At 68.1% G+C, this 13511-nt stretch carries 8 protein-coding genes and 1 pseudogene; 4 read left to right on the forward strand and 5 right to left on the reverse strand.

Annotated features, from left to right (window positions below; genetic code table 11):
- Positions 1-15 precede the first annotated feature (15 nt).
- The gene (locus SF06_RS07650) at positions 16-1440 is read left to right on the forward strand and encodes a gamma-aminobutyraldehyde dehydrogenase (RefSeq protein ID WP_039560609.1); all 1425 of its coding nucleotides are present in this window, start codon (positions 16-18) and stop codon (positions 1438-1440) included.
- A 6-nt stretch (positions 1441-1446) separates the two neighbouring features.
- On the opposite strand, the gene SF06_RS07655 is transcribed toward SF06_RS07650, so the two are convergent.
- The gene (locus SF06_RS07655; RefSeq protein WP_039560611.1) at positions 1447-2538 is read right to left on the reverse strand and encodes an NADH:flavin oxidoreductase/NADH oxidase; all 1092 of its coding nucleotides are present in this window, start codon (positions 2536-2538) and stop codon (positions 1447-1449) included.
- A gap of 197 nt (positions 2539-2735) precedes the next feature.
- Here SF06_RS07655 and SF06_RS19000 point away from each other — a divergent pair.
- Together SF06_RS19000 and SF06_RS19005 are read left to right on the forward strand one after the other, a co-directional pair.
- Positions 2736-3512 (forward strand): annotated as a pseudogene (locus SF06_RS19000) (MCP four helix bundle domain-containing protein); the annotation flags it as partial.
- A 15-nt stretch (positions 3513-3527) separates the two neighbouring features.
- Positions 3528-4370: a methyl-accepting chemotaxis protein gene (locus SF06_RS19005; protein ID WP_407681080.1), complete on the forward strand. Its 843-nt coding sequence runs from the start codon at positions 3528-3530 to the stop codon at positions 4368-4370.
- A gap of 67 nt (positions 4371-4437) precedes the next feature.
- On the opposite strand, the gene recJ is transcribed toward SF06_RS19005, so the two are convergent.
- Positions 4438-6153: a single-stranded-DNA-specific exonuclease RecJ gene (recJ, locus tag SF06_RS07665; protein ID WP_039560616.1), complete on the reverse strand. Its 1716-nt coding sequence runs from the start codon at positions 6151-6153 to the stop codon at positions 4438-4440.
- A gap of 74 nt (positions 6154-6227) precedes the next feature.
- Complete coding sequence (locus SF06_RS07670; protein WP_027589286.1) at positions 6228-6767, reverse strand: YaeQ family protein; 540 nt, start codon at positions 6765-6767, stop codon at positions 6228-6230.
- Between the two features lie 317 nt (positions 6768-7084).
- On the opposite strand from SF06_RS07670, the gene SF06_RS07675 reads away from it, so the two are divergent.
- Complete coding sequence (locus tag SF06_RS07675) at positions 7085-7507, forward strand: hypothetical protein (RefSeq protein ID WP_039560618.1); 423 nt, start codon at positions 7085-7087, stop codon at positions 7505-7507.
- Positions 7508-7528: 21 nt separating this feature from the next.
- Here SF06_RS07675 and SF06_RS07680 read toward each other — a convergent pair whose 3' ends face one another.
- Both SF06_RS07680 and SF06_RS07685 read right to left on the reverse strand, forming a co-directional pair.
- Entirely contained in the window at positions 7529-8215 is a 687-nt protein-coding gene (locus SF06_RS07680) for a phospholipase D-like domain-containing protein (protein WP_039560620.1), read from the reverse strand.
- A 16-nt stretch (positions 8216-8231) separates the two neighbouring features.
- On the reverse strand, positions 8232-13469 hold the full coding sequence (locus SF06_RS07685; RefSeq protein ID WP_039560622.1) for a DNA repair ATPase: 5238 nt from the start codon (positions 13467-13469) through the stop codon (positions 8232-8234).
- Positions 13470-13511: the final 42 nt, after the last annotated feature.

Below are 13511 nucleotides of genomic sequence, written 5' to 3' on the forward strand. Positions count from 1 at the left end.
TCTAGGGAGCCCAAGATGCAAACCAAACTGCTGATCAACGGCGAGCTGGTCGCTGGCCAGGGACCGGCCCAGCCGGTCCTCAATCCGTCCCTGGGCAGCGAGCTGCTGCGGATTGCCGAAGCCGGTCCGGAGCAGATCGATGCGGCGGTGCGTTCGGCCGATGCCGCCTTCGACGGCTGGTCACAGACCCCGCCCAAGGACCGCGCCGCCTGCCTGCTGGCCCTGGCCGACGCCATCGACAGCCACGCCGAGGAGCTGGCCCGGCTGGAGTCGCAGAACTGCGGCAAGCCCTATACCGCCGCCCTGAACGACGAGCTGCCGGCGATCTCCGACGTGTTCCGCTTCTTCGCCGGCGCCAGCCGCTGCCTGCAGGGTTCGGCCGCCGGCGAATACCTGCCCGGGCACACCTCGCTGATCCGCCGCGATCCCATCGGCGTGGTCGCCTCCATCGCGCCCTGGAACTACCCGCTGATGATGGCGGCCTGGAAGCTGGCGCCAGCGCTGGCCGCCGGCAACTGCGTGGTACTCAAGCCCTCCGAGCAGACGCCGCTGACCGCGCTGCGCCTGGGCGAGCTGATCGCCGAGATCTTTCCTGCCGGCGTAGCCAACATCCTGTTCGGGCGCGGCGCCAGCGTGGGCTCGGCCCTGGCCGGCCACGACCAGGTGCGCATGCTGTCGCTGACCGGCTCCATCGCCACCGGCGCGAACCTCATCGCCGGCAGCGCCGCCAGCGTCAAGCGCCTGCACATGGAACTGGGCGGCAAGGCGCCGGTGATCGTCTTCGACGACGCCGACCTGGAGGCCGTGGTCGAGGGCATCCGCACCTTCGGTTTCTACAACGCCGGCCAGGACTGCACCGCCGCCTGCCGCATCTATGCGCAGAAAGGCATCTATGAACGGTTCGTTGCGCGCCTGGGCGAGGCCGTGGCCAGCCTGCGCCACGGCCTGCAGGACGATGCGGCCACCGAACTGGGGCCGCTGATCAGCGAGGTCCAGTGCCAGCGGGTCGCCGGCTTCGTCGAACGCGCCAGCGCCCTGCCCCACGTTGAGGTGGTGACCGGCGGGAAGGCCCCGGGGGATGCCGGTTTCTTCTTCCTGCCAACCGTGCTGGCCGGCGCTCGCCAGGAGGACGAAATCGTCCGCCACGAGGTGTTCGGCCCGGTGGTGTCGGTAACGCCGTTCGAAGACGAGGCCCAGGCGCTGGCCTTTGCCAACGACTCCAGCTACGGCCTGGCCTCCTCCGTGTGGACCCGCGACATCGGCCGCGCCCATCGCCTGGCGGCGCGCCTGCAGTACGGCTGCACCTGGGTGAACACCCACTTCACCCTGGTCAGCGAGATGCCGCACGGCGGCATGAAGCGCTCCGGCTATGGCAAGGATCTGTCCATGTATGGCCTGGAGGACTACACGGCGGTACGCCACGTCATGATCAGGCACTGAAGGGAACTAGCGAATCGGCGTATCCCGCTGCGCCGCCCGCACGTACTGCGCCGGCCACGGCACCGAGGTATCGCCCAGGTAGCCGGCGGCGTGCAGCGGCCAGTAGGGATCGCGCAGCAGCTCGCGGGCCAGCAGGATCAGGTCGGCCTGGCCGGTACGCAGCACGTGCTCGGCCTGCACCGCTTCGGTGATCAGCCCCACCGCGCCGGTGGCGATCCCCGCCTCGCGGCGGATGCGTTCGGCGAACTGGGTCTGATAGCCAGGGCCGATGGGGATTTCCGCGTTGGCCGAGGTACCGCCCGAGGACACATCGATCAGATCCACGCCCAGTGCCTTGAGCCGGCAGGCCAGCTCCACCGTCTCGTCTGGATTCCAGCCGTCTTCCACCCAGTCGGTGGCGGAAAGGCGCACCAGCAGCGGCAGGTCAGCCGGCCAGACCTGACGCACCGCCTCGGTCACCTGCAGCAGCAGGCGGATGCGATTCTCGAAGGAGCCGCCGTAGTCATCCCCACGGCGGTTGGAGAGCGGCGAGAGGAACTGGTGCAGCAGGTAGCCGTGTGCAGCATGCACTTCGGCGACTTTGAAACCGGCGATCCGCGCCCGCTCGGCGGCCTCGACGAAGGCGCGCACGATCCCGGCGATGCCCTCGGCGTCCAGCTCGGCGGGCACCGCGTGCTCGGGATCGAAGGCCAGCGGCGACGGGCCGACCGGCACCCAGCCGCCCTCGTTCAACGGCACGCTGCCGCGTTTGCCACGCCAGGGCTGCCAGGTGCCGGCCTTGCGTCCGGCATGCGCCAGCTGGATGCCGGCCACGGCGCCCTGGGACTCGATGAACGCGGTGATGCGCCGCAACGGCTCCACGTGCGCCTCGCTCCAGATGCCCAGGTCATGGGCACTGATCCGGCCCTCGGGCAGCACGGCGGTGGCTTCGAAGATCACCAGGCCGGCACCGCCGACGGCGCGACTGCCCAGGTGCACCAGGTGCCAGTCGGTGGCCAGACCGTCCTCGCCCGCCGAGTACTGGCACATGGGCGACACCGCGATGCGGTTGGGCAAGGTCAGCTGACGCAGGTTCAGCGGCTGGAAAAGCAGCGACATGACGAATCTCCCGAACGATTTTCACCCACCAGTAAAGACCTCCTGCGACAGCCTGAAGCAGTCGACCCGCTATAAAGCCGACCACCCGGCTGGCCGATAACCCGTATGGTCAGCAAGGAAAACCCGGCCGCCGGGTGCGCGGGCGGTGGATCCTCCGACCCACTACAACAACAACGAAATGCAAGGGAAGGTGCCCCATGCTTCGCCTGTTCGCCGATCTCAAGTTCCGCTGGAAAATCGCCCTCCCCATCCTTGTCCTGGCCGTGCTGCTGATGCTCATGGGCCTGCTCGCGATGCGCAGCATCGAACATCTGGTGCAGGCCTCCACACAACTGACCAACCGTTCGCTGCCGGCGGTGAGCCTGCTGCTCAATGCCGACCGCGACCTGTACCAGGCGTTCATCGCCGAACGCAGCCTGCTCGGCGACTTCACCGAAGAGCATGCCCAGGCGCTGCGTGACAGTCACCGCGAGAATCTGAGCCAGGCCCACGAACGGGTCAATCGCTACGCGACGCTGCAGCCCTCCCCCGAGGCGCGCCGCTTGGTGGAAGAGTTCAATCGGGGCTTCGAACGCTGGAAGGCCACTTCGGAACGGGTGCTGGCGATGACCCGTGAATACCCGGCCGGCGCGACCGCGCTGAGCTTCGGCGAAAGCGAGAAGCTGTTCGAGGCGGCCCGCGACGCCATCGATAAGCTCGGCGAGCTGGAAGACGCCACCGCCGAGGCACTGGGCCAGTCGGCTATTGACCAGGGCATCGCCAACCGGGTGCAACAGGGCACGCTGGTGATGATCGGCCTGCTGATCTGCGCGCTGCTCGCCTTCGCCTTTCCGATGCTGGTTACCCGGCCGCTGCAGCGCCTGCTGGAGCGGCTCGAGCAGATCGCAGATGGTGACGGCGACCTGCGTGGGCGCGTGGAAGCCAGCTCCCGGGACGAGCTGGGTCAGCTCGGACGCGCCTTCAACCGGTTCCTCGACAAGCTGCAGCCGATGATCGCCGAGATCGGCTCCCTGGCCGGATCGGTGTCCACCTCGGCCCGCGACCAGGCGGGCCTGGCGGCGCGCAACGACGAGCTGATCAGCAACGAGTTCGCCGCAGTCGACCAGGTCAGCACCGCCGCCACGGAGATGAGCGCTGCCGTGCACGAGGTGGCGCGCAGCGCGCAGCAGGCCGCCGACACGGCGCGCGAAGCCGATGAGCAGTCGCGCCATGGCGCGCAGGTGGTCGGCGCGAGCATCACGGTGATCCGCGCCCTGGCCAGCGACGTGGGCAACGCCGCGAAGACCATCAGGGCCCTGGAGGAGGAAACCGCCAGCATTGGCGCAGTGCTGGAGGTGATTCGCACGATTGCCGAACAGACCAACCTGCTGGCCCTCAACGCCGCCATCGAGGCAGCCCGCGCCGGCGACCAGGGTCGCGGTTTCGCGGTGGTGGCCGACGAGGTACGCGCCCTGGCGGCGCGCACTCAGGAATCCACGGTGGACATCCAGGCGCGCATCGAGCGTCTGCAGAGCGGCGTGCAGCAAGCGGTGCGCGCCATGGAAAGCGGCGGCGGCAAGGCCACCGACAGCGTGCAGCGCGTGGCGGATGTGGAGCAGGTGCTCGACGGCACGCGCGGCGCGATCCAGCGCATCAACGACATGGCCGCGCAGATCGCCACCGCCTGCGAGGAGCAGAGCAGCGTGACCGAGGAGATCGCGCGCAACATCGACGAGATCCGTACCCTGTCCAACCAGGCGACGCAGATGTCGGAGCAAAGCACCCAGGCCAGCCGCGGCCTGTCGGAGCTGTCCGGCCAGCTGGCGCGGCTGGTGGGGCGCTTCCAGGTGTGAACGTGCGCTACCGCGTGCCTGTGGCGGCCGGGAAAGCGCCAACCGCCCTACGGCAGGGCGAGGGCCGTCAGCGCGGCGCCAGGTGGCTGACCAGCAGCTGGACGCTTTCCTGCCCGCGGTACTCGTTGACGTCCAGCTTGTAGGCCAGCTCGACCCAGCGCACCGTCGGGTTGGGCCATTGTTCGCGGTCGATGTTGAAGGCGATGCCATCCAGCGTGCGGCTGCCGCATTCGGTCTTCACCACCAGCTTCAGGTGCCGCTCGCCTACCAGGCGCTGCTGCACCAGCTGGAACATGCCATGGAACAGCGGCTCGGGAAAATGCTGACCCCAGGGCCCGGCGTGGCGCAAGGCGCGGGCCAGCTCCAGGTGGAACTCCTCGGCGCCCAACTGGCCGTCGGACAGTAGCCGGCCAGTGAGATCCTCGTCGCTGAGCTGGCGGCGCACCTCGGCATCGAAGGCGGCGGCGAAGGCGCCGAAGTTCGCTACCGGCAACGACAGGCCGGCGGCCATGGCGTGCCCGCCGAACTTGCTGATCAGCCCCGGATGGCGGGCCGCCACGGCGTCCAGCGCATCGCGAATATGGAAGCCCGGCACCGAGCGCGCCGATCCCTTGAGCAGGCCGTCGCCGGCATCGGCAAAGGCGATGGTCGGGCGGTGGTAGCGCTCCTTCAGACGCGAGGCGAGGATGCCGATCACACCCTGGTGCCATTCCGGCTCGAACAGGCACAGGCCGAACGGCAGTTGCTCGACCGGCAGGTCCTTCAACTGGGCCAGCGCCTCGCGCTGCATGCCCTGCTCGATGGCCTTGCGATCCTGGTTGAGCTGGTCGAGCTGCATTGCCATGTCGCGGGCCAGGACCTCGTCCTCGCAGAGCAGGCATTCGATGCCCAGGCTCATGTCGTCCAGGCGGCCGGCGGCGTTCAGGCGCGGTCCGAGGATGAAGCCGAGATCGGTGGAGGTGATGCGTGCGGCCTGCTTGCCGGCTACCTCGAGGATCGCCTTGAGGCCGGGCCGCGCCCGGCCTGCACGGATGCGCGCCAGCCCCTGATGCACGAGGATGCGGTTGTTGGCGTCCAGCGGCACCACGTCGGCAACACTGCCCAGCGCCACCAGATCCAGCAGCTCGCCGAGGTTTGGCTCAGCCAGGCCGGCGCGGGCGAACCAGCCGATGTCGCGCAGCCGCGCACGCAGCGCCAGCAGCACATAGAAGATCACACCGACCCCGGCCATCGCCTTGCTGGGAAAGCCGCAGCCCGGCTGGTTGGGGTTGACGATGGCATCGGCTGCGGGCAATTCGGGGCCCGGCAGGTGGTGATCGGTGACCAGTACCTTGAGCCCGGCCGCCTTGGCCGCCGCCACGCCATCCACGCTGGAGATGCCGTTGTCCACGGTGATCAACAGCTCCGGCCGTCGCTGCAGCGCCACCGCGACGATTTCCGGCGTCAGGCCGTAGCCGTACTCGAAACGGTTGGGCACCAGGTAGTCGACATGCGCCACACCAAGCATGCGCAGGCCCAGCACACCGACACAGCTGGCGGTGGCACCGTCGGCATCGAAGTCACCGACGATCAGCACCCGCCGACGCTGCTCCAGCGCCTCGACCAAAAGCGCCACCGCCGCGTCGATGCCGGCCAGTTGCTGGTAGGGGATCAGCCGCGCCAGCCCCTTCTCCAACTCGACGGCGCTACGCACGCCACGGGCGGCATACAGGCGGGTCAGCAGCGGCGGCAGGTCGCCCAGATCGGGCAGGGATTCGGGCAACGGGCGGGGTTCGATACGCATGGACAACTCGGATCGCAGGGCAGTCGTGGGGTGGATCGCACTTTTATTGATTCACCAAGCGGTGGGCGCGGGCTTCAGCGCTCGCCGGCCAGCCACTCCAGGGGAATCTCGTGCTGGCCACGCTCATCGGTGACGAACAGTTCGCCATCGCTGATCATCACGCTCCAGCTCAGCGAGCGCGGCAGGTCTTGGGCCAGATTCTCCAGCGCGGGCTGGTCGACCGCCACCACGCTGAGGTTCTTCAGGTTGCGCACGCTGTCGAGCACCCGGGTCTGCCAGACCCGCAGGCTGCCATAGGCCACCAGACTGAAGCGCTCGGCGCGGCGCGAGCACCAGGTCATGCGATCGGCATCCGGCTGACCCACCTCGATCCAGTGCAGCACCCGGTCGTCCAGGCTCTTCTCCCAGAGCGCCGGCTCATCGACATCCGACAGGCCACGACCGAAGGCCAGCTGCGGGTCGTACCACAGGGCATAGGCGATCAGCCGCACCGCCAGGCGCTCCTCGGTTTCCGAGGGGTGGCGGGCGACGGTGAAACGCAGGTTCTCGTAGATCCCGCGATCCAGATCGGTGAGGTTGAGTTCGACTTTGTAGGGCGTGGCTTGCAGGGCCATGGAGGCAGTACCGGCTGGGAGCGAAAGGGCGCAAGTCTACCGCGAAAACTGTGGCCCGGCGCGGGCGACAAGTAATGGCAAAATCACATCGTCGGGATGCCGAATCCCGGCGCAGGCGATTATAAGACCGCGCCCCGCTTCTTCCGGATCCGGAAAGGTTGTCATGGAAATCTTCTTCCTGCTATTCCTCGGCATCGTCGTGATGCTGCGCCCTGACCGGCAACGAACCCTCCGACGGGCGCCTGCAGATCGAGGGCAGTCCCGCACGGACCACCCTGGACGAGGCCTCGCAGATCAACCGCGTTGCCACCCTGAGCATGCTGGATCCGACCCTCGGACGCCGCGAAGACGCGCTGCGCAAACTGGAACAGGCGCGCGACCTGTTGCGCCACAGCACGGCGCAGGACGACCTGGACGACTTCGACAAGGCCCTGCTGCTGACGGCCATCGCCAACCGCTATCTGCAGCTGGACCGCCTGGACCTCGCCCAGGCCTGTCGCGCCGACATTCCAGAGGCGGAGGCCGGCTATGACGAGCATGAATGGATCGGCGCGCTGATCAGCCACGGGCATCTTGAGCAGGCCATCCACGACATGCGCTTCATCCATCTGCACGACACTACTCAGCCGCTGGCCCGCCTGCGCACGCGGATCGACGAGCTGGCCGAGCAGGGCCAGGCATTACGGGCACAACTGCTGGATCGGCTGCGCAGTGAGGCGTTCTGGGGTGCGCCCGCCTGATGACGACGGCGGCACGCGGGTCTAGCGGCCCGCGTAGCGCTCCCAGAGGGTTTCGAATTCCCGGCTGTATTCGGCGAGCAGATGGGCGTCGTCGGTGACCAGCAGGTTTTCCTCGTTGCTGGTGGTGGCGCTGCGGGTCCAGTTGAAGCTGCCGTTGAGCAGCAGGCGTCGATCGAACAGCGCGAACTTGTGGTGCATGTGGTAGGGGCTGCTATCGATGCGCACCGGCACGCCCCGCTCCAGCAGGTGTTCGATGTCGCTGCCCGGATCGAAGCGCTTTTCGCTGTCGCTGATCACCCGCACCCGCACACCCCGGCGGTGACAGTCGATCAGCGCATCGCTGAGCAGGTTGTCGGAGATGGTGAACACACAGACGTCCACCGCCTCGCGTGCCTGCCGGCACAGTTCGCGGATCCGTGTCCGGCAACTTTCGCCCGGGCTGAAATGCGCGCTGCTGTGGCTGCGCGTCACGGCGCAGCGCACCTCCAGGGTGCGGATCACCTGCTCCAGCCATTTCAGCGCCGGCAGCGCCGCCTCCGGCTCCGCGACCTTCTCGCGCACCAGGGCGAAGGCGCGATTGCGCAGGAAACGCACCTGGTCGGGCGACAGGTTGTCGCCCAGTTCGCGCAGTTCGTTGCGCTCCTCGTTGCTCAGGCGCAGGTCCGCCAGGCTGTCCCGCAATTGCTGGTCGAGTTGCTCGAAGTTCATGCCTCAACGTCCTTGATCAGTCCTGCGTGACGCGCGGCTGGCCCAGCTGGCTGGCCAGCTCGCGCAACTGGCGCGCCATGTCGTGCATGTTGCGGTGGGTGCCCAGGTCGATATCGATCTTCTTGTCCATGGCATTGAGCAGTGGCAGAAAACCGTTCTGCAGGCTGTCGGCCAGGCGTTCCAGCAGGTGCTGGATACCCGGCTGCGGCGGCGCAACCACCTGCAGGTCGACCTCGACGCGCGGCTCGACCTGACGCAGACGCTCCAGACCAGCCAGCAGCTGCGCCCACGGCTGTTCGGCGTCCACCGGCGCAACGGCGCGCCGCTCACCCAGCGCGCGCACACCTTCCACCAGATCGTTGAGCTGGGCCACCACGCGGCCGCCGACATCCGCATCGCTGCCGCCGATGGCCTTGTTGCACAGGAAATCGCGCTTGATCTGCGCCCAGCGCTCGGCCTGTTCGGCGCTCAGGGTGCCGCGCAGTTCGGCCAGCTTGAGCAGGTTCTCCTCGGCGCCGCTGGTCAGCAGTTGCGATTCGCCCTGGTAGTGGTCGGCGATCAGCTGCAGCAACTCGGCCTCGTTCATCACCGCGCTGATCTTCTCGGCCAGCTTGTTCATGTTGCGATAGCTGCCCTGCAGCTTGAACGGCGGCTCGGTGCGGTACTGCTCGGCCTGGGCGGCACTGGCGATGTACTGCTGGTTGACCTTGAGCACGGTATCGCGCACCTGCAGCAGCCGCTGCAGGGTAGCGGTGATCTCGTTGATCTCCGCGCCGCTGTAGTCATGGCTCAGCGTGTTGGCGGAGAACGGCTTGCCCTCGGCGCGCTCGACGAATCGATAGAGATCGGCCAGCTCGCGGGTGGCCAGCGGCGCCAGCACCGGGTTGGCGGTCAGGCTGTTCTCGATGTAGCTGAGAGCGAAGGCGTCCTGCATGCCGCCCAGGGTGTCGCCGAGGTTATAGATGTCGGCACGGTTGGCCAGCATGTCGGGGATCTTGAACAGCTCGCCGGACTCCGTGTACGGGTTGCCGGCCATCACCACGCAGAACTTCTTGCCACGCATGTCGTAGGTGCGGGTCTTGCCCTTCCACACCCCCTCGATGCGCCGGGTGCCGTCGCACAGGGAGATGAACTTCTGCAGGAACTCCGGGTGGGTGTGCTGGATGTCGTCGACATAGAGCATCACGTTGCTGCCCATCTCCAGCGCCAGGTTGAGCTTCTCCAGCTCCTGGCGCGAGGTGGCGTCCGGCGCCTGCGCCGGGTCGATGGAGCGCACCTCGTGACCCAGCGCCGGACCGTTGATCTTCATGAAGATCAGCCCGAGGCGGTGGGCGACGTACTCCATCAGCGTGGTCTTGCCGTAGCCCGGCGGCGAAATCAGCATCAGCAGGCCCATCAGGTCGCTGCGCTTGCCCTCCCCGACCGTGCCCATCTGCTTGGCCAGGTTGTCGCCGATGAAGCCCAGGTACACCTCGTTGATCAGCCGGTTGCGCACGAACGAGGTCAGCGGCCGCGGGCGGAACTCCTCCAGGCGCAGCGCCGCGCGTTCGCGTTCGAGCACCGCCTGGCGCAGCGCCTGGTAGCGCTGCAGCGCGGGCAGCACCTGGGTGCGGTGGTGGCGCAGGCGCTGGAAGAAGTCGTCCAGGCTCAGCTCCAGGACGCCCTCGCGGATGCGCGGGTGCTCGCCGAGCAGGCCGTCGACCCGAAAGCGCAGGTCGGCCTCGACGATGCGCGGCGCCAGCGTTTCCTCGGTCAGGCTCAGCGCCACCGCTTCGGGCACATAGTTGTGCAGTTCGGGCGCCTGACTGCGGCAATAGCCCTGCAGCCAGTTGGCGGCCAGCGCCCAGCGCTGCGCCGGCTGTTCTTGCAGCCCGTCCAGCGCCTGCCGGTAACCCTCCCACAGGTGGCTGGCCTGCAGGTGCCGGCGCAAGCCGTCGAGCAGCTCGCGGGCGTACTTGCTGCAGACGAACTCCACACGCTCGGCGGCCAGCTCCTCCACCAGGTACTCCGCCGCGTCCCGCAGCAGCGTGTCGGCCGGCTCGAGCGCATGCTGCGCCTGGAAACTGCGCATGGCCTGGCACACCTCGGCGCGCAGTTGCTCCACCCCGTTGGCATGGCCGAACAGACGGCGCACCTGCGCACTGCTGGCCGCCCGTTGCGGCCAGAGCGCGGCGTGCGCCTCGCTGCGCCAGCACGACCAGAAGAACAGCGCGAAGCCACGCGCCGCCGGGCCATGGATCAGCAGCCCGGCGCTGTCGCGCAGTTCGAGCACGCGGAGCAGGATGGCCAGGGCGTCCTGGTCGTGGATGCCGCGCTGGTAGCCTTCCCGGTAGCGCGGCGCGGCGAACTCGCGGATCAGTCCGAGCAGTTCCTGGGGCTGACTCATGGCGGTCTTCAGCCGATCCAGGGACAGATCGCCACCACCGTGCTCGGCGGCCTCCAGCAGCGCACCGGCCAGGTATTCGGCACGATACAGCTGCTCGGATTCGGATTCCAGCGACACCTGCCAGTAGTCGCGCAGGGCTTCCAGCTCGGGGGCGTGCAGCGGCTCGAGGAAATCGGTGCCGGTCAGGTGCAGGTGCAACTGGTCGCCCCGCGGCAGAAGGGTCAGGTCCAGTTCCTGGGTGTTGACGCTGAAGCGATGGCGCGGCCCCAGGCGGATGACGTTGCCGCCTTCCTCGAACAACTCGCGCTGGTCGCGCTGGGCGCGCACGGCCTGGTCGCGCACGCCCTTCAGGCGCGCCTCGATGTCGTCGGCACGCACGCTGTCGTCCAGCTCGCGCAACCGCCCGGCCAGTTCGCGCAGCTTGAGGATCAGTGGGTCGCCGGCGAAGAAGGCGTTGAGCTCTTCCGGGCGCGTGAAGCGCGCGGTGCGCCGGCCCAGGCCGTCGAGGATGCGGCGGGCGGCGTCGGCCAGCGATTGCGCCTTGCGCTGGCGCTCGTCGAGCAGCGCCTGGCGATGGGCCTCGAAGGTTTCCAGCAACTCCTCGCGCTTGCCGAGGATGTCGCCGAGGAACTGCTCGTGGTCGCCGAACTGGCTTTCCAGCTCCTCCAGTTGCACCAGCAGCCGCGACAGCTGCTCGTCGCAGCGTTCCGGATCGGTGGCCAGCGCCAGGGCGCTGGTGACGCTCTGACCGAACAGCTTGAACTGGGCGCCGAACTGCGCCACCGCCTCGCTCGACCCCAGCCCCTTGCGGCGCTGTTCGGCGCGCGCCTTGGTCTGGTTGAGGCGGGCGTAGACCTCGGAAATGCCTTCGACGATGCGCGTGCGCTGGGTGGCGTCGTCGATCTTCAGCGAGGCCATCAGGCCGGAGAGCATGTCCAGGTCGGCGGCCATGCCGGCCATGTCCCGCAGCGGTTCGGCCAGCGCGGCCACGGTCTGCGCCGCCTGGGCGGCCTGGTCGAGCTGCTGCAGCCGGTCGAGGAACGGCTGCAGGGCCTGCGCCCCGGCCAAGAACGCCGAGGTGGCGGTGGCCACCCGCTCATGCGCCTCGAGCAGCGCACGCTCCATCGCGTCGATACGCGCCACGTCGATGTAGCGCAGCTCGCGGATGGTCAGCAGCAGACCGCGCTGCGCGCCGATCTGGTTGAGCGCCTCGACGAACTCCTGCGCCTGCTTCCAGCCATCCATCCAGAGGCCGTCCAGCAGCGCCTTCTGGCGCGCTTCGGCATCGGCCATGGCGCGCGCCGACTGCTGGCGGATGCTTTCCACCTTCTCGAATTCGTCCAGCACCAGCTCGCCGGTGGCGGCCACCTCGCGCAGCAGGGGCGCCAGCCCGGCGCATTCGGGTTCGCCGAGCCAGTGGTAGGCATCGAACAGCCGCCGGGTGTTCTGGCACAGCTGGCTGAAGCGGGCCACCGAGACTTCCGGGCTGTCGATCTCCCGGGCCAGGCCCAGCAGGTCGGAAATGCCGCGCACCAGCTCGGCGTTGCCGATGCGCCCGAAGAAACCGCCGCGGGCCGGCTGGCGGGCGGCGTACTCCTCGCTGTAGAACGGCGTCTGCCAGATCTGCATCGGGTGGATGCGGGTCGGCTCATCCCCTTCGGCGGAGAAGATCACCATGCGCCCGTCCTCCAGGCGCGCGTGACCGTGGCCGAAGATCGGGTTGTGCAGGCGGCGGCTGATCAGGTTGTAGGTCAGCAGCACCGAGCGGCCTTCAAGCGGTTCGTAGAACACGAACTGCACGTCCTCGCCGTTGGGCGAGCGCAGCATGCGCTTGAAGCGCATGCCGGCCATGGACTGCTCGAAGGTCTTGTATTCCCCGTTCTGCAGGTAGTAGCCACCGGGGAAGATGATGCCGTGGTCTTCCGGCAGCTGGATGCAGGCCTGGCCGATGGCGTCGATGCGCTCGACCTTGCGGGTCAGGCTGTTGAACACCAGGTAGCGCCAGCGCTCCTCGCGGTAGGGCAGCACCTTGAGCAGGATCAGGCCGCCCAGCCGGGCATACTCGATCTGCGCGTCGTCCAGCGACTGGCTCTTGTCCAGCACCGGCTCGCGGTAGATGCCCTGGCCGTCCTCGGTGTTGTTCTCGACCTTGATGGTGAGATCGCCCCCCAGGGTTTCCACGAACACCGTGTCGAGGATGTTCAGGTGCGGGTGGCGGCCGTTGACCGCCATCTCGCGGGTGGTTTTCTGCCACTCGAAATCGAAGGACGCCGGCAGGGCGATGTCGCGCTCGCCACGGTTGTCGATGTAGCGCACCTGCTGGCCATCGGCGGACACGGACCAGCGGAACACGCGGATGTCGCTGACCCGCTCGCCGATCTGGAAGCTCGCCAGCAGCTTGCCGTCGCGCTGGGTGAGCTGCAGCAGCCGGGTGTTCTTGTAGTAGGTGTACAGCTCGGTGAAGTCGTTGACGAAGCTCTGCTGGCCCAGGAAGCTGCCGGCCAGTTCCAGTGCCTCGGCCTCGTAGCCCTGCTCATGGGCCGCCAGGCGATACAGCGAGAACACGTCCTCGATGCGCGTCTCGCGCTTGAGGCCCAGGAAGACGTTGTAGCCGAACAGCAACAGATCGCCGACCTGGACGATGTCGCGCGCCACGCAGTTGTTCTCGGTGCGGATGCGCACCCGGCCGGCCACCTCCATGCGGCTGTCGCCGAACGCCTGCAGGCGTTGCTGGTTGAGGGTCTCGGCCTGCTGACGGACCTGGCGGCCCTGCTCCAGCAGACGTTTGTGCAGCACTTCATAGGCGCCGCCCTCGGCGACTGCCTTGTCCACCAGGTCCTGGGCCTGGGGAGCGGCCTGTTCCGACATCCTGCTCGTCCTGATCGAAAGTCCACGGGGCTACCGGGCCCG

The organism is Pseudomonas flexibilis, assembly GCF_000802425.1.
Taxonomy (GTDB): Bacteria; Pseudomonadota; Gammaproteobacteria; order Pseudomonadales; family Pseudomonadaceae; genus Serpens; species Serpens flexibilis.

What these genes read in the sequence shown, in the direction of transcription:
- SF06_RS07650 (WP_039560609.1), top strand. Translation starts at nt 16, where the DNA reads ATGCAAACCAAACTGCTGATCAACGGCGAGCTGGTCGCTGGCCAGGGA.
- SF06_RS07655 (WP_039560611.1), bottom strand. Translation starts at nt 2,538, where the DNA reads ATGTCGCTGCTTTTCCAGCCGCTGAACCTGCGTCAGCTGACCTTGCCC.
- SF06_RS19005 (WP_407681080.1), top strand. Translation starts at nt 3,528, where the DNA reads ATGATCGCCGAGATCGGCTCCCTGGCCGGATCGGTGTCCACCTCGGCC.
- recJ (WP_039560616.1), bottom strand. Translation starts at nt 6,153, where the DNA reads ATGCGTATCGAACCCCGCCCGTTGCCCGAATCCCTGCCCGATCTGGGC.
- SF06_RS07670 (WP_027589286.1), bottom strand. Translation starts at nt 6,767, where the DNA reads ATGGCCCTGCAAGCCACGCCCTACAAAGTCGAACTCAACCTCACCGAT.
- SF06_RS07675 (WP_039560618.1), top strand. Translation starts at nt 7,085, where the DNA reads ATGCTGGATCCGACCCTCGGACGCCGCGAAGACGCGCTGCGCAAACTG.
- SF06_RS07680 (WP_039560620.1), bottom strand. Translation starts at nt 8,215, where the DNA reads ATGAACTTCGAGCAACTCGACCAGCAATTGCGGGACAGCCTGGCGGAC.
- SF06_RS07685 (WP_039560622.1), bottom strand. Translation starts at nt 13,469, where the DNA reads ATGTCGGAACAGGCCGCTCCCCAGGCCCAGGACCTGGTGGACAAGGCA.